The following is a 20,638-nucleotide window of genomic DNA, read 5'->3' on the forward strand; positions in this document are numbered from 1 at the left end:
TTTATCGCGGCCCAGTCATCGCTCCAAACGAGCGGAGCGCCCACGTCACCAAAGCGCCAGCCTGACGGGACGGGCAGGCGCTTGTCGCGGCGGCCTGCGGCCTTGATTCCGCGACTTCGGCGCGCCGAAATGGGCCGCGTATCCCTGTATCGGCGCGACCTTTCCGGCGTTCCTGCGCTATATGCGTCAGATGTCCTCGAACTCGGTCAGCTGCCATTCGCCATCGACGAGACGGAATATCCCGCCCTGGTCGATCGCCCAAAGCACCGCTCCGGTGGACACCAGCTGGAGCAGCTGGCCGGGTTCGCGCGCGCAGCCGGTGACCTCGGGGATCAGCTCGCCGTCCTCCAGCCGGAAGAGCCCCGGGCCATCGTATTCCTCGTCGATGCCGGCCCCGATGTAGCGCACGCCGCCCTGCCGGGCGGTCATGTGCAAGGCGCGTTCGTCGTCGGTGAAGATCAGCTCGAACCCGTCGTCCATGGTGCCGCGGTAGATCTCGGCCACGGGCCGGTCGCCGCAAAGCACGATCTGGCCGTCCTCGTCATGGCCGTGGATCAGCCGCACCCCGCTGTCGAGCCACATCTGGTCCGGCGTGTCGCCGCGCCAGCGGATCACCCGGCCCAGGGCGCCGACGACGTAATGCGCGTCGCCCGACCCGAAGGCGCCATAGGTGCCGGGGTTGTCCATCGCATAGCGGTCCATCATCGGATAGGTCCGGTCGACGTAATCCGCCGCCGTCTCGGCCGCATCGCGGGACGGGATGTCGGGCTTGGGTCCTGGCTGAAGGCGCGGCTCCCAGGTGTTGATGGTGCGGTTGAAGGCCCAGACATTGGCCTGCGCGCAGCACAGATAGATGTAATGGCCGATCTGCTTCAGATCGAAGGGCACCAGCCCGTCCTCGGGAAAGGGAATGCCGACGAAAGCCCGCTTCTCGCGCGACACCGCCTGAATGTATTCACCCAGAATCCAGACGGCCTCGTTTGCCGGGTTGTAGGCCGCCGCCAGCACATTGCCGAAGGAGTCGGTTTCGAAACTGTCATCTTCCAGCGGATCGAAGGAAAGGTAGTGAACGCCCCATGTGTCGGCATCGGCGTCGTCGATCCAGACCGCCGTCTGGTCGCTGGTGGGCATGGCATACATCGCAAACCTCCTTTGAGGGGTATGAGTGCAAGGTGCGGGGCGATCAGAACGAGCTGTCCAGCGTCACCTTGAGATTGTCTTTCAGATGGCCCTCTTGGTTCAGGCGCTCCGCGGCATTGTCAAAGCGTTGCTTTGTCTTGTTGCCCTTTGCCTTGACCTTGAGCGGAGGATCGACTGCGCAGGCGTCTTTGTACTGCTCATCGAGACATTCGCAGGCCTTTGCCGCGCATTCCTTGTCGATAACCGACCCGTCGTAGGCGGCGGCATTGACGCAGGATTGCTTGGCCAGCTCGACCGCTTCGCTGATCGGCTTGGGATTGTTGCCCATGGAGCCGTCGAAGAAGTAATGCATGTAGCCGTGACCGCGCGCGCCGGCCATGGATTTCGCGCCTTCGGTGGCTTTTGCGAAATCGTCGGCCTTCTTGGCGATCTTCTTGCCGACGTCGCTTGTGCGTTCGGCATTCGCCTTGCCCGAAGCCTTGCCTCCGACGCAGATGGCGCAGGCGTCGGCGATCGTGGGAAAGGTTTTGTGCGCCGGTTTGGAGTTTTCACGGGTGCCTTTGCGGACGTATTCGTCAGGGATGATGTGGTGCGCCTCGCCGCCGCGCTCGTTACATTTCTTAACGATCTCGCTGTAGCTGCCCACAAGGCAGTTCACCGAATCCTCAAAGCCGATCCCGCCGGGCTTGCCGACCAGCACCATCGTGCCGCCGTCGCCGGTGTTCGACATGTGGTTGGTCGTCGCCAGATCGCCCAGTCGCACGACGCCTTTGCCCTCGACCTTGACGTCCGAGGACCAAGCCTGGGCATAGACCTTGCCGGTGTTCTTCGAGGTGATGACGCCCTTCTTGGCGGCGGACCCGGCCTCGTCGCCAGAACATTTCTTGTAATGACTGCTGTTTTCCTGGCTGATCGCGCCATCCTTGATCTTGACCGTGCCGCTGCCCTTGGTGAGATCGGAATCCATGCCGAAGTTCGGATAGGGAATAGGCACACCTGGCGGGGTCGCCGGGTTCTCGGGCGGGGTAAAGCAGGTGTCGGGGAAGGCGGCGATCACCTTGCAGCCCTGCTTTTCGGCGGAAATCTCGCGTTTGTTGGCGAAGACGGTCATGCGGCCTCCGTCACGACGGCGCCGCAGAGGCCGTCATCGTTCGAGGCCTCGATCAGGATCGGTCCTGCGGGCGCATAGCCCCGGGCCTGCGCGGCCAGCGTCCAGCCCGCCAGCGCCGGTACCGTGGCCGCGCCGATATTGCCGAGGCTCGCGCCCAGCGCCCAGATCGGCTGAACCGGGCTGCGTTCGCGCTGGGTGCGGTGCATCGCCAGCGCGGTCTGTTTGAACCAATAGGCCTCGCCGATCAGATCGCCCAGCTTGAGCCTGACGTGATCGTGCCGGCACCCGGCCGCGCCCAGCGCGTCGAAATAGGCACGCGTCATGCCATCGCAGCGGAACGGCAGCGCGGGCAGGCCGTCGGGTGCGGTGTTGGTCAGAAAGGCGGGTTCCTTGCCCAGCCCGGTGCCGCGCAGGCGCACGCCTGCGCCGCCGGCGGTGATCAGCACGGCGGCGGCGGCCTCGCCCGGGATGAAGCCGTCAGAGACCTTGGTGGTCAGCAGGCGGCGTTCGCTCATGTAATGCGCGATGGTGCGCCCGATCAGGTAGCTGTCGAGGCCCAGCACGATGACCGGCTTGCCGTTGCGCCGCACGGCGGCCGCGGCCTCGGCCAGCCCGACGACACCGCCCGCGCGGTCGTCGGTCAGAACCTTGACGTTGCCGTTGGGACGGAAGCCGGCATGTTCGGCCAGTGCGTCGACGATCTGTTGCGCGCCGATATCGGGCCGCCCGGGGCGGTCCTCTTCGGCAAGCAAGAGGATCAGCGCCGCGTCCTTGGCCGCACCCCCGGCATTTCTGAGCAGATCGTAGATCGCGCCCGCCGCCAGATGCGCCATGCGCTTGGTGCCGGTCCAGGCGCGGGGCAGGGGCACCGGCGCCCGATCAGAAAGGCGTCGTCATGGCCCTGAAACCGGGTTTCCTGAAACCCGTCGAGCCGGGCGCGCAGGGCCGCGCAGCTGGCCGCCCAGGTCAGCCCGACGGCTGTGACCATTCCCGCCGCCGCGATCACAGGCACGGTCATGACCGCATCCCGCAAGGGGCCAATTCGGGGTCAATCGGGGGCCCAATGGCCGGCATACTGCTCCTCCGCAGTCGGGACTATCACTGGCGGGGTGGCCGGACGAGCGGGCCGCGCCCCGGAAATAAGACGATCTATCCCGTCAGCGTATCGGATGAAGGCGCGATTTGCCAAGTGTTTCCGGGCCCGGGTCTTAGCGGGCGAGTACGGCTTTCATCCGGCTTTCGGGGAAACAGGTGGCGCGCTGTCCCGTCGCCTCTTGCCAGCGCCCGATGGAGCGGCGGGTCTTGAACCCCGCCAGCCCGTCCGCGCCGCCGACATCGTGGCCCATGGATTCGAGCGCGCGCTGCATGGCCGCGACGTCAGAGCGGTAAAGCCCGCCGACCTGTCCCCACCCGGCCGAGAAATCGCCGACGCCGAACTGAATGCGGTCGCCCACGTGACCCACGAAGAGCGCGTAAAGATCGCTCATGTTATAGTCCTTGAGCACGTAGAAATTCGGCGTGACGATGAAGGCGGGGCCGCTGCGCCCGGCGGGCATCAGCAGAAACCCCTGCGCGTCGCGTTCATGCGCCGGAAACGGGCGGCCTGAGACGCGCTTGATCCCCATCGCCTCCCAGTCGCGGATCGCGCGGCCCTGGTCGGGCCCTTCGAGTGTGCAGGACACCGAGGCAGGCACCGTCACCTCGAACCCCCAGTCGCGCCCGGCGACCCAGCCGTGCCGCGCCAGGTAATGGCCGATCGAGGCGATGGTGTCCGCCTCGGAGCGCCAGATGTCCGCCTTGCCGTCGCCATCGCCGTCGGCGGCGTATTTCAGAAAGCTTGTCGGCATGAATTGCGGCTGGCCCAGCGCCCCGGCCCAGCTGCTGCGCATCGCGGCCCCGGGGGCGTGCCCCGCCTCGGCGATTTCCAGCGCCGCGATCAGTTCGGCGGTGAAATAGGACGCGCGGGTGCTCATGAAACCCTTGGTGCCCAGCACCTCGAAGACGTCATGGCGGATGGGCACCTGGCCATAACCGCTCTCGCGGCCCCAGATGCCCAGGATGATCCGCCCGGGCACGCCGGTCTTGCGTTCGGTCGCCGCCAGCGCCTTGGCATGGCGTGCGGCCATCTGCTTGCCGATCCGCGTCGCCGCGCCGACCGATCCTGCGCTGAAATACTTGCCGGGCGCGCCGAATTCGGCCTGCCGCTGGCGGCGCGGCGTCCCGGGCTTTGTCCCCGGGGGGACAAGATCGGGTAGGTCCCAATTCAGTCGCACCCCGGCGAAAGCGGCCTCGAATGTTCTGCGCGACACGCCGCGGGCGCGCGCCTCGGGCCAGATCGTCCCGGTCAGCCAATCCTGGAATTGGCGTTCCACGGCGGCGCGGTTCTGCGCCAGCGCGGGGCCGGTGGCCAGCGACACCAGAAGGACCAGCAATAGGGTGCGCAGCGGCATTGAGGGCTCCTGAGACCGGACACGATTCGCCCCAGCGTGACGGCAAATCGCACAAAGGTCGATATCCGCGCCGCGCGTCGCGCAGAAACCAGCAAGGCGTGGCCCGTGGGCGCGCCGTGCAGCGAAAGTTGTGTTTCAAAGGCTGCGCAGACGGTCCGGGGCGACAGATTGCCATGTGCGGCCGGCATCGGCCGTGACCCGCCGCATCGATATCTCGAACCGGTAGAGCTCGGGCTGGTAGAGCACGCGGATCATCTCGACCGCGCGGTTGTCTTCGTCGCGCACGAGGCGGTTGACCTCGATCAGTGGCGAACCGGCGGGAACGGACAGCGCGCGCGCCACTTCCGGGTCGGCAACCGTCGCGCTGATCGTCTGCGTGGCCGAGGCCACCGGCACCCCGGCGTCTTCCAGCAACAGCAAAAGCGGTGTCTGCGACAGGTCCTGGCCTTCGATGCGGCGGCCGATGTCTTCGGGCACGACGGTGACGAGATACGACATCGGTGCACCCCTCAGGGCCCGCACCCGCACCGCGCGCTGCACGGTAGCCCCGATCTGAAGCTCCAGCGTTTCGGCGACATCGGCGGTGGCGGGGAGGTAGCGGAAGTCCAGAACCTGCACCGTGGTGGTGCGCCCCATGTGCCCGACATTCTCCAGCAGCCCGTCGAGCGAGGCCGTCATCGGCGCGGGCGCGTGGTCGAAGGGGATTACGCGGGTGCCCTTGCCGCGTTCGCGCACCACCCGGCCCATGGCGGCCAGTTCGTTGAGCGCGCGCCGGGCGGTGATCCGCGACACGCCGAATTCGGCGCAGACCGCCGCCTCGCCCGGGACCGCGTCCCCCGGACGCAGCGCCCCGGCGTTCATCCGGCTGGTCAGGATCACCACGATCTGCGGTGGTTGGTGGCTTTGGTCTCGGACACAGGCATGCGCCTAGCAGAGGCAGCAGGGCTTCTCCGTGAGGACATCCGGGAGGATGAGGATGGCCAGCTTGTTGTCCGTATTGTCCCTCACCCGTGGAGGCGTCTGAAGACAAAAGGCAGTGAACGTGTCGTGCCTCTGGTGGGGGCTGCGGAGTGGGCCGCCAGACGTATTCTGGAACACAGGAAGCCAGGAGACTTCGCCTTCCCGCGATACAATCAGGAAGGCTATACTAACGCCAACTCAGCCAGTGCGGCACTGAACAAGTGGTTGAAGCCGATGGTGCTAGAGGGAGCAAGCATGCACAGCTTCAGACATTCAATGCGCGACCGGCTTCGTGCTGTGGAATGCCCAGCGGACGTCATCGACCAAATTGGAGGCTGGCAGTCAGATGGAGTTGGCCAATCTTATGGACAAGGGTATCCTGTCGCTGTTTTGTTCAGGTGGATGCACCTGCTCCAAAAAATCTGGGTCTAAAATTGGTCTCGAAAGGGCTAATGATAGTTTTTGAAGATACATCTGCATGAAGCCGAAAGCACTTGATCTATTCTTGGCAAGCACTCTGGCCGTAGTCTTCAGTGTAATTGGTGGTGTGATACTGTCGCCCTTGGCATTTTTTGAGGGCTGGTATTTTTGGTCAGTCACATTGCTTCTCGTTCCAATTGCAATTGTGTTTACAGGGATGGCCATACCAATTGCCCTGATCTGTGTTCGAAGAGGTACCGCACGTCTTTGGCAGGCCATTTTGGCAGGCATCATATTTGGGTGGGCTGGTGCTTTTCTTGGAACTTGGGGCATAGCGTGCTGGTTCGATTTTTGGATTTTGGGAGAATGCCACGACCTGCCGTCTATATTTTCGGGAGCTTATGGCGTTTCTTACGGCCTCCTAGCGTCTGTGACTTTTTGGTCTGTACTACGTCAACGTGATCCCGGATTATTTGGTGCAGAAGCACCTATGAGAAGTGAACAGCTCAGCTCAATTCTTTTCTTCACTTGGGTTGCTGGCGTACTGTTCACTTGGGCCTGTGAGGAGTTCAAAGTGGGCGTAATAATCAGCCCGTAATAGATGCCTTCCTTTCGGAAGGTAAATGGGGCGGAATGGTACTCCGACAAGTGCTACGCCTCGGCTGCGATTGACCAAAAGCCGATGCAAAACAATGTCTTGGGGGAGTTTCGTGGTGCCCAGGAGAGGACTCGAACCTCCACACCGTTGCCAGTACTAGCACCTGAAGTTGTCTTGAAAAGTCTTCGACTATTTCAAAACTAACCCAATCAAATCAGAGATTTGTCGGGCCAAGTGCGTCTACCATGAGACCCTTACGTCAATTCCTGAATGAAGTATCAACGACGCAGAATCGCATGTCAATCACACGACAGAGGCTCGATGTGTACCAAATGTGTGCCAAATGTGTGACGACAGAAGCCAACTGTTACCCAGTTTTCCCGGATGCAGTCAAAGCATGAAATCAACCACCAAAGAGGTGCATGCATGGGCCACGCCACCCCCACCGGGTGTTATACACCATTGATGCCAGCGAGGGGTCTGAAGGTTGTAAAGTACATTTTGGCAGTAAAGTACTACGGCAACAGGTCATAATGTCTGTCCCAGTATCAGGAGCCATAAGCGATCCCACCCCGACGACCGCTTTCACCGTCTTCAGACGTTCGCAAAAATCGAGGCTACGACCGAGTTGCGGACTTTCCAGACCTTCACGCCAATCAGTCCAACTGGCGCTTTCGGCCCCAACCGGACGTTCGGCCGTTTCATCTGCGGCTGCGGCCACAACATCCGCAAGATACTCGCCCACCTCAGAGCGCTTTGGACCGTCATCATCGGTTGGTTGTTCGCCGACCTGCACACGCCCACCACACAAAATCCCCGCCTTCAGTCCGCCTGAAGGCGTTGTTCAAACCCGACTAACCAACGTCCACCGCGTGCAGAATGACCAGATCAGGCCCGGCGATATTTTGCTATTTCTGCACGGCCCCGCGGCCCACGACATGCAACTTCCCTGATGGTAGGGACATCACGGTTCATTCGATGCACTCGTCTCCAAGAGCGTATCTCCGCCTGTCCTCTTCGAACTTTTCAAGTCTAGCTGTCAGCGGCTCTGTGGGTTCTTTTTGCTCTGTGTACTCTTCCGGCGTCATATTGTGTTTTTCAATGAAGACTAGTTCGCGTTCGGCACTCCAAAGCTGGCGTCTTTCCGAGGAAAGGTCGGATTCAGCCTGAGCTAGGCGTTCGGGAATCCCGCTTTCTGGTAGGCCGATTTCTAGGAGGATCTTACTACAAATGTCATTTGTGAGCGCGGCTCGCTTGTCTTCTTCGAACCAATTTTGACACTGATTTCCGGTCTCTTCCAAAACCTGCGCAGTTCGATCTCTTTCTAGTCCAGCGACGGTTCGTTCAAGTTGTTCGACAGATTCCTCTAGATCAAAGATTTCTTCTTTGAGAGCACATTTTCTGGGTAATAAAGCTAAACGCTTTTGTTCCTCCGCTTCTTGCCTCTGCCGTTCCACCTCTTGCCTCTGCCGTTCCGCCTCTTGCCTTTGCCGTTCCTGCCGTTCCTGTTCCTGTTTACTGGAAAATCCACCTATCGACGGCGCATAGAACCACCTTTCTCCAGTAACACCATCTAGACACTTGCGAGCATTGCTTAAAAACCTGGTAGGCCGAAGTTGTTTCCATCCCTTAATCTCTCCCGCGATTTCCTCGGCTCTCGAAAGATCTCCAGACTCAAGCGCCGCCAAGCATTCAGCGACTAGTCCTTCCCTTTCCTCAGCGAGCGCTGGTGTTACGGAAAAAAGTGCTGTTGCCGCTAGGGCTGAAATGAATATCTGTCTCATGCCATGAGGGTGCCCGTCGTCAGAGTTTTTCGGAGAGCGTGATAGGTTTCGTTACGGAGGCTCTGGTTCGATTTCTGTTCAAGTTTAGGCGGCCGCTGCTCGGTGCTGCAACCTGCGTTTTCGGATTGTCTGCTTCTTGATGTCCTCTCTCATCTTCAGGATCTTCGTGCCGCGGCGGTGATAGACGTCGGCCGGGGTCAGGTTGCCGAGGCTCTCGTTGAACTGGCCCCCGTTTCGACCGGACACCTTGGCCTGACCGAGGAGGCTTAAGGATGGCCTTAAGCACGTGCTTATGTCTGAGATAGCAATCATTACCGATGGTAGCCGCCGTCGGCGCTGGTCTGCGGCGGAGAAGCTGCGGATCGTCGAGGAGACGCTGTATGACGGCGAGAAGCGAGAGGGGATGATACGAGGTAAGGAGGGCACAAAGGGCAGGCCTATATAAACTTTTAAAGTGGTAAGATACTGAAAAGGTTTGATACGGCAACCCCTTCCCGATGTCTTGGAGAGCAACTTTCAGCTTAAGGCACCGTCGATGAAAGAAGGGGCTTAGTGTGACAATCTCCTATAGTATCCTTATAGCACTTTGTCACACTAACGGTCTCTCTCGGCTGAAACTTCAGGTCCAAGTAGAAACTCTAGCTCGACATCCGAAACGTTGCCCTCGCCCCAGCCAGCTTCCAGATGAGCTTGAACTTCCTGCGGTGACCAAAGATGCGCCGTCGCCATGAACGGTCCCTCGTCTTGACCGGCATCTGGCAAAAATTGTTTGAAGTTCTTTGGTAGGAACAAGTGCTTCCTTGGAGACCAACGATCTACCCGACCTTTATAGGTAGCCACCTGCGCCCCGTGCATTAGCAAGTCTGGCAAACAAAACAGCAAGGTTTCGGGGTTGGCAGCTTTGGATCGACCTTGCTGGAACAGCTTCCTGGCCCCTGCACCAGAGTACCCAAGATCAGGCCGCATCTTCTCCAAGCTCAAACCATCTAGGGGAAGATCACCTCTCTTGATCAGTTCCATCTCCAGCTTGTCAGGCATCAAGTCAATGAAATTGATCAAATGATCAACAGGCATCTCAACTGGCAGGTTGGACAGCAGGAACACCCGCTTCTGATACTTTGCCCAGACCAACCTTAACCGCGCGATTGCCTGAACCGTCTCAGCTTCCCTGATCTGCTTTTGTACCGCTTCGATCCTAGGATCACTGAAAGACCGAACCGGGGCGGCAGAGGGCGGATGTGGACTGCGTTCAGACAACCAATACTCCACCTGACTAAGCGGTAAGTCGCCCGTATCATCGTGAGCCAACGGAAACCCTGAGTTGCCAAAGATAGCTCTCGCTTGAAGGTCAATCGCATCAAGTGGCGGCTGGTTTCGTCCGGTGATGAAGATTACAGAATTGTCTTTGTAGGTGTCCGTTCCCCTGAGCGACATGAAATGGGCAACATCAACACCTTCGCCCAGATTCGGATGCACTTTTACAAAGTCACAAAGCCCCATGTGCCCGACAAGTAGAGGCTTCTCACCTACCCTCGACCACTCGTTTAGAATGACGATCAAAGATGCTAGATCATTATCGCGTTCATCGTACTCAGACGCCCTAAGGTTCTGTTTCTCTTTCTCAATCTTCTCGTTCCAGAAGCTATTGCTCCCTGTCCGATCATACACCTGACTGACCACTGCACGCTGCCAAACGTCTATCCGATAAGGTTTAAGTTCCGGCAAATATGGTTCTGTGATGATCGGATCAGCTGTCGCATCAAGGTAGAGAACCGAAGTAGTCCTAGGCACCCTGCTTGGCTTGTGTTCGCAAACTACGACCTCGGAACGGTTGCCTTCGTAAATCAGTTGCTCAAAGTGCTCCTGGCTTTGATCTTCAATTTCCCTTGCCGCCAGTTCGATCAACCGATCCAGAGCCTTGAATAGCTTGACGCTCCCAACATTGCGGCTCTGCGCCTGATCGGTCTCAAAAGCAGGTTTCTGGTTCAACTGCTCCAGCGAAACAGACTGAAAATCAGCTGCCCCGATGCCCTTTTCTCGGAGATATCTGAGGTTTCCTTGATGGTTCGAGAGGCACTCAATCAGCTCAAACCCCAACGAGGTGCAGTCATCTGATCGCACATACTGGATCACGTCGTTCGTTGAAACTGAAGGCATGTTGCCCACAGCCGATGCCATGAACGCTTCGTCAATGATCACCAAGTCAGGCGATTGCTCGCGCTCAAATTCATTTCTGTTCAGAAACAAAGATGCGTGGGTGTAGATGCGAACCTTATTTGTGGCGCTACTATCATCATTTCTGAATTGATTCAGATAGTTACAGGTTCCAAAAAAGCTACACCGCACCCCTGAGTCTCGGCTTAGACAAGCATTGCTGTAGATGCTGTGCCCCTTATCCTCCAAGTCCCGCACATAGTCAGCCCGGTCACACTTGATCGGATGCGGATAGCTTTCCTTTGCTGAGTCGAATTTGCCACCAGTGCGGGGATAGATGTGGATGACCTCAGCATTCACCCCGGAAAGCTTCTCTTGCCACTCCGACGCTAGGTCATGCCTTGGTACATAGACCTCGATAGACTGTCCCCCGCGGTCTTTGAGGAAGGCTTTCAAGTGATCAATCGTCTGAGTTGTCTTTCCTGTCCCCATCGTCAGGCGAACAGAAGCACGCGGCTTTTCTCCCTTGCCCAATCTGTCAAAGAAGGAATCCAGAATCTCGTTCAGTTCCGTCTGAGCCGCTTCACCAGAAACAAGCTTGGGGCGCTCAACTTGCCCCGATCCAGCCAGCAAGGTTGTGTTGTCTGCCCGAGAAACAAAGCTGTACTTCCCTTCGGCTAGCTCTTTCAGACGTGCCCTGGCCTTGGTCCCTGCATGTGCCTCTGTCCATACTCCCCGGTCAGATACGACGGTAAGATCAGCTTCTTGTGAAAACCGCTGCCAGAGTTCCTCTGTAACCTCATCTTCAGTTGGCTGATAATCGTCCTTTACCAAGTCACGCATGACCTCATTGGATAGAAGGAACATCAGCTGTTCCCGACCATTAATCGCTAGGCCGGTATCAGGGTCTCGAACGATGCCCTCAGGATCGAGTGTGCCTGCCTGTGTCCGGTGCCTTGGATTTGATGTTCTTTGGATTGCCTCTGAACGGGCCTGAAGGTCAGTCGGAACGGGAACAACTATTATACCTTTCCCTGCCCTGAAGAACCCTGACCTCTTGGGAAACGGGTCTGTTGCACCTTCGATGAACTGAGGGTTGGAAGTCAGATGCATCTGCAACGGATTGAACAAGCTTAGATCAACAGCGCACCCGGTAAGCCAAGCCTTCATCTCCTCGTCCGAACACGGTCTTTCCAGCCAATACCAAAGGTGAACTCTGATCCCCGACTTGATCCCCATGCTGGACGAGAAATGATACCAGCAGTCCGTGTTCTGGAACTCTGCGGGAAGTTGTGACGCTGCATACCTCAGCATCGCATCCTGGTCTTGAAGGTCTCCGTCCCAGGGCAAGCTATCAATGTCGATCATGCACCACTGGCGTGACTCGGCACTGAAATGCTCTTTCCTTCTTCTGACAGGCTGATCCAACCGCCCATCGTAATGCCCCCGTATGACGACCTTGGTGGGTTGTTTCGCAAGGAACTGGACAGCATCGCCCAGCGTTTTCACGTCAGACACATCCAGCGTAGATACTCTGAATTTTTCGCTAACCTGAAATGATGGGGTGTAGGCCGTCCCCCAAAACCGCTTTGACTGACGAATGCCAGCTGTTGATTCAAGTACGGTAAGTCTGTCTGTCATGTTCTACGTCCATGAAGCCGGTCTTTTCGCCTAGCAACAAACCCAAATTGTTCTTCAAGCTATCGTAGACATCTAGGCTAACAGGTTGATTCTGCGAGTTATTTGATGCCGCGCCTTCGACTTGGGTTTAAGCAATAGGTATGCTTCGCGCGCAGTTGGGTGATCGCACTTAAGCGATTGATTTATAATCATTTATTTTCCTTATTTTCGAAAATTCGCGCTCTCGGCGCGTTCTTGCTGTGGGTCCGAACGACCCTTGCCTCAGCGGCCAAGCAAGCAGTGGCAATAAATCCACTAATCTTGAAATTATATCAACATATTGAGAAAATGTCAATAAAAAATTTCTATCTCCAGTATATTTACACACCCATAGCGACACTCTCAGGTCTCCCCCTCACCCGTTCCATCGCGTAGGCTGCCGTCGAAAGTATCGACGAAGGCGGAAAACATCATCCCGATAGACCAAATGTCGACGACACATTACCAAGCAAGCCGGACCACCCGATAGGGGTACGCAAAGCAGGACAGACAATGACGATCAGAAACGTCCACTACATTAAGCTCGGTGCTGGCGGCGTTTGGGAACGAGAAAGCTTTGACCGCGGCATCATTCGTTTTGGCTACGATGAAACTGACCAAGAGCTTGCCAGTGCAGGGTGTTGGACTGAGCTGAAGAACGCTATGCGCGGCGTTTGGACACACAGCGAAATCGCGCTTTCTAGCCATGTGGCCCAAGTGCGAAAGTTCTACGAGGCCGATGAGCGCGATGTTTTCATTACGTTCGCTTTTGGTAGCTTGTACTGGTGTCGGCCAACGGGTCCAGTTCATCGTTACGACAACGGTCAACATTGGCGGGCAACAGTAGATGGATGGCGCAACCAAAGCTTAGGCGGAGAGCAGCTAAGCGAACAACGACTCTCTGGCAACTTGACCAAGATCGCCATGTTTCGGGGTACAATATGTGATCTGAGCCCGTCACAGCGAGAATACTTCGTTCGAAAGCTCAACGATGAAACTTTGCCAGAAGTCGAAGCTGCCATCACTGCACAAGAAGAACTAAAACGATCAATCGTTGCTATGCTGAAGCTGCTTACATGGCGAGACTTTGAGCTGCTTGTTGATTTGATTTTTACTTCTTCGGGCTGGCGTCGTATCGCGGAGGTTGGCCGAACCGCGAAGACCGTCGACATTGAGCTACTGCTACCGTCGACCCAGGAACGGGCATTCGTGCAAGTAAAGTCGCAGACCGATGACAAGCAATTTGCTGACTACCTACAGCGCTTTGCTGACTCTGACGTGCACAGCCGAATGTTCTATGTTTGGCACTCCGGCTCTGTCGATGAGGGTATTGAGCACGAGCGCGTGACACTTGTCGGTCCTAATAGTCTTGCCGAGATGATCATCGAAAGCGGGCTAACGTCTTGGCTTATTGAAAAGGCCGCGTGAGGAATTGAGACAATGCTCACGGTGACATCATTGACGACCGTCCTAGGTGGAACCGGCGCCATGCATAGTGGGCCTCATTGTTCAAAGCGCCCGGAGCCGATTGACGGTAATCTAGGGTAATGCATATTCCCAAGGCATCATTCTGAAGGTTCCGCAATGATGAACGAAAACGAACCGAACCTGGTGACTTCCGCAAAGAGCCAAGACGTCGTCGTGGACGGCTACCGGTTCTCAATCGAAATCTACCGCCTCGAGAGGGACAAGACCTGGACGCTTGAGGTAGTCGATCAGGAAGGCACAAGCCACGTCTGGGACGACCAGTTTCCGTCTGACAAAGACGCTCGCAACGCCGCCATCGAGGCTCTCGAAAGTGACGGTGCCTTGGCCTTCATGCGCGGAGATAACGTTATCCCATTCCGTCCGAGGTAACATGCAGCTGGCTCAGAAGGTGTCTGATAGGTTCACCTAGGCAGATGGAACGAATCCAACGATCACGTCCTAAGCATCGAGTTGATCAGCATACCGCTTCGGCATCACACTTAGAGCTATCTCCTCGATCCAGCCCTTCATCTGCTCCATCGCGTAGCCACGCCCGTAGCGCACTCCTACGCCGCCAACTGACCGCCACCCACCGATCTGGTCAATCATGTCAGAGGGGCACTCCACGGCCCTTAGGCGGTCTCTCAGCTTGTGTCTGAGGCAATGTGCTGTCAGCCCGTCAAAATCCTTTTTCAGCCATTTGTTCAGAGCATTGGAGGCATGCGTGGCGTAGCACTTCCCATCCTTGATGTACTGAGGGAACAGGTACTCCCCGTCAGACATTTCTAACGCCTTGATCAAAGCCAACTTGGCATACCCCACCAAGGGCAAGGTCCGCTCAGAGTTACTCGTCTTCAATCTTCTGGCTTGGTTTGGACGAATGTGGATCAGGTCATTCTCAAGGTCGATATCGTCCACCTTCATTCCGACAACCTCAGCCAACCTGCATCCGGTCTCCCCCAAGATGGGCATGATGAGCTTGACCGTACTGCTTGAGGACAACGCCCTCTCGTATCCCTGTCTGAGCTGATCGTTGGTGAACACACCCCTTCTGAACGTATCCTCCCCCTCCCCTTTGATGAGCAGACGAGAGAAAGGGTTCCTCTTGTCCAGGTCCAGTTCCGAGTAGGCATAGTTCAGGATCGCAGACAGGCTGTTGACCCTACGTCTCATAGTAGTTGTCTTATTCCCCTTCATCGTCAAATGACGGACAAAGAGCTTGGCGTCTTCTCGGGTGTACTCGCTTACGTCCCTATCCCCAGCCAAAGCCAAGAACGCCTCCAGAGCGACCCGAGGCGGGGTCTGATCTATCTTCCTCAAGGACAGGTATTCTTCTGCCATCTCAGACAACAGAACAGACTTTGGCTTGAAGCTCTCCACCACAGAAGCAACATCAACAGGCTTGACGCTGGACTGATTACACCAAGAGCCTTCAAGTACATTATTCAGACGTTTTGCATAGGCTTCTGCTTCATCCCGATCTTTGGACAGAGCTTGCCTGATGAATCGCCCATAGGTCTCAACCGCATGCTTGGGCACACGACGATTGTAGTAATAGGTGCCAGAGCGGTGAATTGTGTACTGAATGTGTGACACGACTGTATCCCTCGATGGTTAATTTCGAAGGAATTTCAGTAAGTTGTCTTGGGATAAGTGGTGCCCAGGAGAGGACTCGAACCTCCACACCGTTGCCAGTACTAGCACCTGAAGCTAGCGCGTCTACCAATTCCGCCACCTGGGCAGGTCACGTGGCGGGTGGATTACGCCGGGCGGTGCGCGGTGTCAACGGCGAAAATCAAGGAATCGGCACGCGGCAATCGCGCACCTTGCCCGGCCCCGGCAAGGCCGGTATGCAAGGCGTTGAGCCAAGCCACGAAAAGGGGCCTATTCCATGTCGAAACTCGTCACAATCTACGGCGGATCGGGCTTTGTCGGCCGCTACATCGCGCGGCGGATGGCGAAAGCGGGCTGGCGCGTGCGGGTCGCGGTGCGCCGCCCGAACGAGGCGATCTTCGTGCGCCCCTACGGCGTTGTCGGCCAGGTCGAGCCGGTGTTGTGCAACATCCGCGACGACGCCTCGGTGCGGGCGGTCATGCAGGGCGCGGATGCGGTGGTGAACTGCGTCGGTATTCTGGCGCCGAGCGGCAAGAACACCTTTGATGCGGTGCAGGCGGACGGGGCCGAGCGGGTCGCGCGCATCGCCGCCGAAGAGGGGGTTGCGCGGATGGTCCATGTTTCGGCCATCGGTGCGGACAAGACCAGCGACAGCGACTATGCGCGCACCAAGGCCGAGGGCGAGGACGCCGTTCTGCGGCACATGCCCGGGGCCATGATTCTGCGCCCGTCCATCGTCTTCGGGCCCGAGGACCAATTCTTTAACCGCTTTGCCGAGATGACCCGCTTTGGGCCGGTCCTGCCGGTGGTCGGTGCCGAGACGCGGTTTCAGCCGGTCTATGTCGACGACGTCGCCAAGGCCGCTGTGCTGGGCGTCACGGGGCAGGCGGCACCGGGTGTTTATGAGCTGGGCGGGCCGGATGTGGACAGCTTCCGCGAGCTGATGCAGCAGATGCTGGGGGTGATCCGCCGGCGGCGGCTGGTGCTCAACATTCCGTTCTGGGCGGCGAACATTATCGGCTCGGTGTCCGAGTTCGTCAGCAAGCTGACGGGTGGGCTGGTTCCCGCGCAGATCACCCGCGACCAGGTGTGCAACCTGCGCCGCGACAACGTGGTGTCGGACGGGGCCAAGGGCTTTGCCGACCTCGGCATCGCGCCGGTGTCTCTCGAGGCCGTGCTGCCCGAGTACCTGTGGCGCTTCCGCCCGTCGGGCCAGTATTCGGCTATCAAGGCCTCGGCACGGAACCTGCGCCCGCACTGACGCGGGCGCTGCGCGCACTGACGGGACGGCGCAGGGGCCGTCCCTTTCTCAGCTCTTGAAACGTCAGAGCAGCGCGGCCCGTCAGCCGACGTTGTCGCCCCGCTTCAGCGCATCGAAAAGATCGGCGTTGCGGCAGAACCGCGGCGTCGCCTCGGCCTGCTGGCCCTGGGTGTCGAGCCAGTGTTCACAGCCTTCGGGATTGGAGCAGCCGGTGCAGCGCAGCACCGCGTCGTCGATCTCGGGGATAGGCAGGGCGCCGCGCAGGGCAAGCTCTTCCAGGTCCAGGCCCAAAGTCTCGGCCATCCGGTCCACAAGGGCCGCGTGGCGTTTCAGCGTTTCGGTGTTTTGCATCCTGATCTCCCGCGTTGGTTGACGAACCCTAGCGAAACGGCCGCGATGCCACCTTGATTCAGGTCAACCTGACGGCGCGCCAATCGCCTGCACCGTTTCCCTGACCACTGCGAGGCGCGCGGCATTGGGCGGGTGGCTGCCCAGAAAGCTGTTGCCGGGGTCCGGAATGCGGGTAAAGAACGCGGCCCCCCGGATCGGGTCATAGCCGGCGCGGGCGGCGATAACGGTGCCCAGCCTGTCGGCCTCAAGCTCGAAATCCTTGGAATAGCTGCGCGCGCCCACGGCCGCGCCCAGTTCCTCGGCCGAGCGGATCGCTTCGGGGTCGGCGCCGGTCAGGGCGGCCAGACCGCTGAAGATCACCGCGCCGACTGCCGCGTTCTGCTGGGTCTGGGCCAGATGGTCGAGAACGTGGTGCGCCGATTCGTGCCCCATGACGAAGGCCAGTTCGTCGATGTTCCGGGCCGAGGCGATCAGCGCGAGATTGAAGGCGATGATCGGACGGCCCAGCCGGTCCACGGTCTGAAAGGCGTTGGGCGGCTGGCCGGCGCGGTCGTCGATGACGATCTGGAAATCGCAGTTGAGCCGCGGCGCAAGGCGGCGGCATTCGCGTTCAGCCACCGGCTCGACGGTTTCGACCACGCGGATGAAATTGCGCTCGGCGCGGATCGCGCGGAGCCGGAGGGGATCCCCGGTCTCTGCCAGCGGCTCTTGCGACCGGGACGTGACCGGCGGCACCGCCTCGCACGCGGCCAACAGAAAGAGCAGAAAGGGCAGGAGACGGGTCATGATCGGTCCGCGGTAGGCTACGACCAACAGGGGTATAGGGCCGCGCCGCCATGGGCCAGTCACAATTTGTGGACTTGGCAGAGCCTTGCCGGCCCCTACATCGCCGGGGATGAGCGAAATGACCGTGATCTACAACGACACCTGCCCGATCTGCGCCCGCGAGGTGATGGGCTATAAGCGCAGCACGGCGCGCGCGGGCCTCGACGTGGCCTATTCCGGCCTGTCCGAGGGCGAGCTGGAGCGTTTCGGCCTGACCCCGCGCGACGCGGCGCGGCGGTTTCACGTCATGCAAGGCGGCCAGCTTTACAGCGGCGTGCCCGCCTTTGCGCTGCTATGGGAGCGGATGCCGCGCTGGCGCTGGCTGGCCCGGTTCGTCCGTCTGCCCGGCGTCGCCACGGTGGCGCGCCTGGTCTATGACCACATCGCCGCCCCGGCGCTTTTTGCGATGCACAGGCGGCGCGAAAGGCTGGGCAAGGCGCGGCGCATTGGCTAGGCTGGCCCCATGTTCAGCATAGAGCACGAATTCGACGCCACCGTTGTCACCCTCGTGGATGAGGGCGAATCGCATCTTCAGGAAGATGTGGTCGTCTCGTCCTTCGAGGAATGCGTCACGGTCGAGCAATACGACCCGCGCACCGACCGGACGCACAAGATCACCCTGTCGATGACCCAGATGCGCGACCTTGCCGCGGCGATCAACATGCCCGAGGGCGTCTACCGGCGCGGCTAGGCGGCCTTAGCCGTCGATGCGCACCTGCTTGTCGCGCCCGGTCTCGCCCCGGATCAGCGACAGCCGCGATTTCGGCAGGCCGAGCGCCTTGGCCAGCAGCTTCAGCACGGCGACATTGGCCTTGCCCGCCTCTGGCGCCGTGGTGACGTAGACCCGGATAACGGCATCCTCAACGACGATCCGGTTGCGCGCCGCCTTGGGGGTGACGCGCACGGTCAGAACGGCGCCCGGAACGGCCCGGGCGGAGAGATCGGGCAAGGACATGGCCCGCGCCTAGCACGGGCCAATCCCGCCCGCCAAAGCGTTTTTCGGTTGAAACCTGCGGGACGCGCCCTGACATAAGGCCAAACCGAACGGAGTCTCCGATGCCCAAAGCCGATCCCGCCGTGATGCAATTTCTGCTGAGCCGCCGTTCGCGGCCGGCCAAGACCCTGCGCGCCCCCGGCCCCGATGCAGAGTCGCAAAGGCGCATTCTGACCGCCGCCGCACGCACGCCCGACCACGGCAAGCTGGAACCCTGGCGCTTTATCGTGCTGCAAGGCGCGGCCTTGCCGCGCGTCGCCCGCGCGGTCGAGGCGCGGGGGGTGGCGCTGGGCAAGGATGCCGACACCATCGAAAAGGGCCGCGTGGCCTTTGCCAACAGCCCTTTCTGCATCGCTGTGATCGAAGTGCAGAAAGACAGCCCCAAGATCCCCGCCATCGAACAGACCTATTCGGCGGGCGCGGTCTGCCTGGCCTTGCTCAACGCCGCGCTGGCCGAGGGGCACGGCGCGAACTGGCTGTCGGGCTGGGCCTCGCATGACCGGGTCTTCGTCGAGGAGGCCTTGGGGCTCGCTGCGAACGAACGAGTGGTCGGCTTTGTGCATATCGGCACCGAAACCAGCGCGCCGCCCGAACGCCCCCGGCCCGATCTCGACGCCATCACCGAATGGGTTTCGGAATGATCTTCACGGCGTTCTTCAAGGCCGTCGCGCAGATCGGCGACCGGCGCTTTCGCCGGGTGCTGATGCTGGGGATCGTGCTGACGATCGCCCTGCTGGTGGCCTTTTATGCCGGGTTCCTGTGGCTGCTGAACACGCTGATCGGCCCCGAGGCGACGATCCCCCTGATCGGCGAGGTGCAATGGCTGGACGACCTGCTGACCTGGGGGTCGCTCGGCGTGATGCTGATTCTGTCGGTGTTCCTGATGGTGCCGGTGGCCTCGGCGATCACGTCGATGTTCCTGGAAGAGGTCGCGCAGGCGGTCGAGGACCGGCATTACCCGCATCTGCCCCCGGCCACCAAGGTGCCCTTCGGCGACGCGGTGCGCGATACGCTGAACTTTCTGGGGGTGCTGATCGGGGCGAACCTGCTGGCGATCTTTCTCTATGTGATGTTCCCACCGGCTGCGCTGTTCATCTTCTGGGGGCTGAACGGGTTCTTTCTGGGCCGGGAATATTTCACCCTCGCGGCCATGCGGCGGGTCGGCCGGGCCGAGGCCAAGGTGCTGCGGCGCAGGCATCTGGCGACGATCTGGTTCGCGGGCACGCTGATGGCGATGCCGCTGTCGGTGCCGCTCTTGAACCTGCTGATCCCGATCCTCGGGGCCGCCACCTTTACGCATATCTTCCACGGCCTCCAGGCGCGCCGCTAACCCGCCGAGAAAATCGCGCCGCATCGGGTGTGTCATCTGCTAGGCTTTGCCGAGGGGCCGCGCCCGCGGCCGGGCAACGGAGGGCCGCAAGATGAGTGACGAAGACCAGATCCAGCAGGGGCAATGCCTCTGCGGCGCGGTGCAGGTAACGCTGAGCGGTGGCATGGGGCTGACGATGCAGTGCCATTGCAGCGAATGCCAGACCGTCATGGGCGGGGGGCCGGCCTATATCACAATGGTGGACCGCAGCGCGGTGACCATGTCGGGCGAGGTCGGGCGCTATACGGTCAAGGGCAACAGCGGCGGCGATGTAACGCGCTGCTTTTGCCCGGTCTGCGGCACGCCCACTCATTCCGAGCTGGAGAAATACCCGGACAAATACGTGCTCAAGGTCGGGATCTTTGCGCCGCAAAGCGCTGCCGCACCAGCGATCGCCATCTGGACCGGATCGGCGCCCGACTGGCACCCGATCCCCGAGGGCATCCCCTGTTTCGTCCAGCGTCCCGTGCCGCGCGCCTGA

Annotated in this window: 21 protein-coding genes, 1 tRNA gene and 1 pseudogene; 10 read left to right on the forward strand and 13 right to left on the reverse strand. The window is 59.8% G+C overall.

Annotated elements, in window-relative coordinates; translation table 11 throughout:
* Positions 1–186: 186 nt before the first annotated feature.
* The 5 genes from RXV88_RS02085 to RXV88_RS02105 all read right to left on the reverse strand — a co-directional run bounded on the left by RXV88_RS02085 (position 187) and on the right by RXV88_RS02105 (position 5,580).
* Entirely contained in the window at positions 187–1,140 is a 954-nt protein-coding gene (locus RXV88_RS02085; protein WP_316290272.1) for a hypothetical protein, read from the reverse strand.
* A gap of 43 nt (positions 1,141–1,183) precedes the next feature.
* Positions 1,184–2,251, reverse strand: a complete 1,068-nt coding sequence (locus tag RXV88_RS02090) for a DUF4150 domain-containing protein (protein ID WP_316290274.1) — start codon at positions 2,249–2,251, stop codon at positions 1,184–1,186.
* The gene (locus RXV88_RS02095) at positions 2,248–3,120 is read right to left on the reverse strand and encodes a 3-oxoacyl-ACP synthase (RefSeq protein ID WP_316290277.1); all 873 of its coding nucleotides are present in this window, start codon (positions 3,118–3,120) and stop codon (positions 2,248–2,250) included. The genes RXV88_RS02090 and RXV88_RS02095 overlap by 4 nt, the downstream gene beginning before the upstream one ends.
* 339 nt (positions 3,121–3,459) lie before the next feature.
* A complete protein-coding gene (locus RXV88_RS02100; protein ID WP_316290279.1) occupies positions 3,460–4,701 on the reverse strand; it encodes a lytic murein transglycosylase in 1,242 nt (413 codons plus the stop codon).
* Positions 4,702–4,836: 135 nt separating this feature from the next.
* The gene (locus RXV88_RS02105) at positions 4,837–5,580 is read right to left on the reverse strand and encodes a GntR family transcriptional regulator (protein WP_316290281.1); all 744 of its coding nucleotides are present in this window, start codon (positions 5,578–5,580) and stop codon (positions 4,837–4,839) included.
* An 18-nt stretch (positions 5,581–5,598) separates the two neighbouring features.
* Between RXV88_RS02105 and RXV88_RS02110 the strand changes: the two genes are divergently transcribed.
* Entirely contained in the window at positions 5,599–6,093 is a 495-nt protein-coding gene (locus RXV88_RS02110; RefSeq protein ID WP_410468789.1) for a tyrosine-type recombinase/integrase, read from the forward strand.
* A 46-nt stretch (positions 6,094–6,139) separates the two neighbouring features.
* Positions 6,140–6,679, forward strand: coding sequence for a hypothetical protein (locus tag RXV88_RS02115; RefSeq protein ID WP_316290285.1), 540 nt, complete (start codon positions 6,140–6,142; stop codon positions 6,677–6,679).
* 971 nt (positions 6,680–7,650) lie between these two features.
* Here the strand turns inward: RXV88_RS02115 and RXV88_RS02120 are convergent.
* The 3 genes and pseudogenes from RXV88_RS02120 to RXV88_RS02130 all read right to left on the reverse strand — a co-directional run bounded on the left by RXV88_RS02120 (position 7,651) and on the right by RXV88_RS02130 (position 12,258).
* Positions 7,651–8,463, reverse strand: a complete 813-nt coding sequence (locus RXV88_RS02120) for a hypothetical protein (RefSeq protein WP_316290286.1) — start codon at positions 8,461–8,463, stop codon at positions 7,651–7,653.
* Between the two features lie 84 nt (positions 8,464–8,547).
* Positions 8,548–8,715: pseudogene (locus tag RXV88_RS02125) on the reverse strand (IS3 family transposase); the annotation flags it as partial.
* Between the two features lie 342 nt (positions 8,716–9,057).
* On the reverse strand, positions 9,058–12,258 hold the full coding sequence (locus RXV88_RS02130) for a hypothetical protein (protein WP_316290288.1): 3,201 nt from the start codon (positions 12,256–12,258) through the stop codon (positions 9,058–9,060).
* Positions 12,259–12,789: 531 nt separating this feature from the next.
* On the opposite strand from RXV88_RS02130, the gene RXV88_RS02135 reads away from it, so the two are divergent.
* Positions 12,790–13,704 (forward strand): hypothetical protein, encoded by a 915-nt coding sequence (locus tag RXV88_RS02135; RefSeq protein WP_316290289.1) that lies wholly within the window; start codon positions 12,790–12,792, stop codon positions 13,702–13,704.
* A gap of 159 nt (positions 13,705–13,863) precedes the next feature.
* Complete coding sequence (locus RXV88_RS02140) at positions 13,864–14,133, forward strand: hypothetical protein (protein ID WP_316290291.1); 270 nt, start codon at positions 13,864–13,866, stop codon at positions 14,131–14,133.
* A 69-nt stretch (positions 14,134–14,202) separates the two neighbouring features.
* Here the strand turns inward: RXV88_RS02140 and RXV88_RS02145 are convergent, their stop codons facing one another.
* Both RXV88_RS02145 and RXV88_RS02150 read right to left on the reverse strand, forming a co-directional pair.
* Positions 14,203–15,339, reverse strand: coding sequence for a tyrosine-type recombinase/integrase (locus tag RXV88_RS02145; protein ID WP_316290292.1), 1,137 nt, complete (start codon positions 15,337–15,339; stop codon positions 14,203–14,205).
* A 58-nt stretch (positions 15,340–15,397) separates the two neighbouring features.
* A tRNA-Leu gene (locus RXV88_RS02150) sits at positions 15,398–15,484 on the reverse strand.
* A gap of 150 nt (positions 15,485–15,634) precedes the next feature.
* Between RXV88_RS02150 and RXV88_RS02155 the strand changes: the two genes are divergently transcribed.
* Positions 15,635–16,618: a complex I NDUFA9 subunit family protein gene (locus RXV88_RS02155; RefSeq protein WP_316290294.1), complete on the forward strand. Its 984-nt coding sequence runs from the start codon at positions 15,635–15,637 to the stop codon at positions 16,616–16,618.
* An 81-nt stretch (positions 16,619–16,699) separates the two neighbouring features.
* Here RXV88_RS02155 and RXV88_RS02160 read toward each other — a convergent pair whose 3' ends face one another.
* Together RXV88_RS02160 and RXV88_RS02165 are read right to left on the reverse strand one after the other, a co-directional pair.
* Entirely contained in the window at positions 16,700–16,969 is a 270-nt protein-coding gene (locus RXV88_RS02160; RefSeq protein WP_316290295.1) for a DUF6455 family protein, read from the reverse strand.
* A gap of 63 nt (positions 16,970–17,032) precedes the next feature.
* Positions 17,033–17,755 (reverse strand): M48 family metallopeptidase, encoded by a 723-nt coding sequence (locus tag RXV88_RS02165; protein ID WP_316290296.1) that lies wholly within the window; start codon positions 17,753–17,755, stop codon positions 17,033–17,035.
* A gap of 109 nt (positions 17,756–17,864) precedes the next feature.
* Here RXV88_RS02165 and RXV88_RS02170 point away from each other — a divergent pair, with 109 nt between their 5' ends.
* On the forward strand, positions 17,865–18,248 hold the full coding sequence (locus RXV88_RS02170) for a DUF393 domain-containing protein (protein WP_316290298.1): 384 nt from the start codon (positions 17,865–17,867) through the stop codon (positions 18,246–18,248).
* Positions 18,249–18,257: 9 nt separating this feature from the next.
* On the forward strand, positions 18,258–18,485 hold the full coding sequence (locus RXV88_RS02175; protein WP_316290299.1) for a hypothetical protein: 228 nt from the start codon (positions 18,258–18,260) through the stop codon (positions 18,483–18,485).
* Positions 18,486–18,491: 6 nt separating this feature from the next.
* On the opposite strand, the gene RXV88_RS02180 is transcribed toward RXV88_RS02175, so the two are convergent.
* The gene (locus RXV88_RS02180; protein WP_316290301.1) at positions 18,492–18,749 is read right to left on the reverse strand and encodes a DUF167 domain-containing protein; all 258 of its coding nucleotides are present in this window, start codon (positions 18,747–18,749) and stop codon (positions 18,492–18,494) included.
* Between the two features lie 101 nt (positions 18,750–18,850).
* Between RXV88_RS02180 and RXV88_RS02185 the strand changes: the two genes are divergently transcribed.
* From RXV88_RS02185 to RXV88_RS02195, 3 genes are all read left to right on the forward strand, one after another.
* Entirely contained in the window at positions 18,851–19,429 is a 579-nt protein-coding gene (locus RXV88_RS02185; protein WP_316290302.1) for a nitroreductase, read from the forward strand.
* Positions 19,426–20,118, forward strand: a complete 693-nt coding sequence (locus tag RXV88_RS02190; RefSeq protein WP_316290303.1) for an EI24 domain-containing protein — start codon at positions 19,426–19,428, stop codon at positions 20,116–20,118. The genes RXV88_RS02185 and RXV88_RS02190 overlap by 4 nt, the downstream gene beginning before the upstream one ends.
* 91 nt (positions 20,119–20,209) lie before the next feature.
* Positions 20,210–20,638, forward strand: coding sequence for a GFA family protein (locus tag RXV88_RS02195; protein WP_316290305.1), 429 nt, complete (start codon positions 20,210–20,212; stop codon positions 20,636–20,638).

It is taken from the genome of Aestuariicoccus sp. MJ-SS9 (assembly GCF_032586235.1).
Lineage (GTDB): Bacteria > Pseudomonadota > Alphaproteobacteria > Rhodobacterales > Rhodobacteraceae > Aestuariicoccus.

Coding starts and splice junctions, on each gene's coding strand:
- RXV88_RS02170 (WP_316290298.1), top strand. CDS start 17,865: ATGAGCGAAATGACCGTGATCTACAACGACACCTGCCCGATCTGCGCC.
- RXV88_RS02165 (WP_316290296.1), bottom strand. CDS start 17,755: ATGACCCGTCTCCTGCCCTTTCTGCTCTTTCTGTTGGCCGCGTGCGAG.
- RXV88_RS02135 (WP_316290289.1), top strand. CDS start 12,790: ATGACGATCAGAAACGTCCACTACATTAAGCTCGGTGCTGGCGGCGTT.
- RXV88_RS02195 (WP_316290305.1), top strand. CDS start 20,210: ATGAGTGACGAAGACCAGATCCAGCAGGGGCAATGCCTCTGCGGCGCG.
- RXV88_RS02160 (WP_316290295.1), bottom strand. CDS start 16,969: ATGCAAAACACCGAAACGCTGAAACGCCACGCGGCCCTTGTGGACCGG.
- RXV88_RS02190 (WP_316290303.1), top strand. CDS start 19,426: ATGATCTTCACGGCGTTCTTCAAGGCCGTCGCGCAGATCGGCGACCGG.
- RXV88_RS02175 (WP_316290299.1), top strand. CDS start 18,258: ATGTTCAGCATAGAGCACGAATTCGACGCCACCGTTGTCACCCTCGTG.
- RXV88_RS02085 (WP_316290272.1), bottom strand. CDS start 1,140: ATGTATGCCATGCCCACCAGCGACCAGACGGCGGTCTGGATCGACGAC.
- RXV88_RS02140 (WP_316290291.1), top strand. CDS start 13,864: ATGAACGAAAACGAACCGAACCTGGTGACTTCCGCAAAGAGCCAAGAC.
- RXV88_RS02090 (WP_316290274.1), bottom strand. CDS start 2,251: ATGACCGTCTTCGCCAACAAACGCGAGATTTCCGCCGAAAAGCAGGGC.
- RXV88_RS02180 (WP_316290301.1), bottom strand. CDS start 18,749: ATGTCCTTGCCCGATCTCTCCGCCCGGGCCGTTCCGGGCGCCGTTCTG.
- RXV88_RS02155 (WP_316290294.1), top strand. CDS start 15,635: ATGTCGAAACTCGTCACAATCTACGGCGGATCGGGCTTTGTCGGCCGC.
- RXV88_RS02115 (WP_316290285.1), top strand. CDS start 6,140: ATGAAGCCGAAAGCACTTGATCTATTCTTGGCAAGCACTCTGGCCGTA.
- RXV88_RS02100 (WP_316290279.1), bottom strand. CDS start 4,701: ATGCCGCTGCGCACCCTATTGCTGGTCCTTCTGGTGTCGCTGGCCACC.
- RXV88_RS02120 (WP_316290286.1), bottom strand. CDS start 8,463: ATGAGACAGATATTCATTTCAGCCCTAGCGGCAACAGCACTTTTTTCC.
- RXV88_RS02185 (WP_316290302.1), top strand. CDS start 18,851: ATGCCCAAAGCCGATCCCGCCGTGATGCAATTTCTGCTGAGCCGCCGT.
- RXV88_RS02130 (WP_316290288.1), bottom strand. CDS start 12,258: ATGACAGACAGACTTACCGTACTTGAATCAACAGCTGGCATTCGTCAG.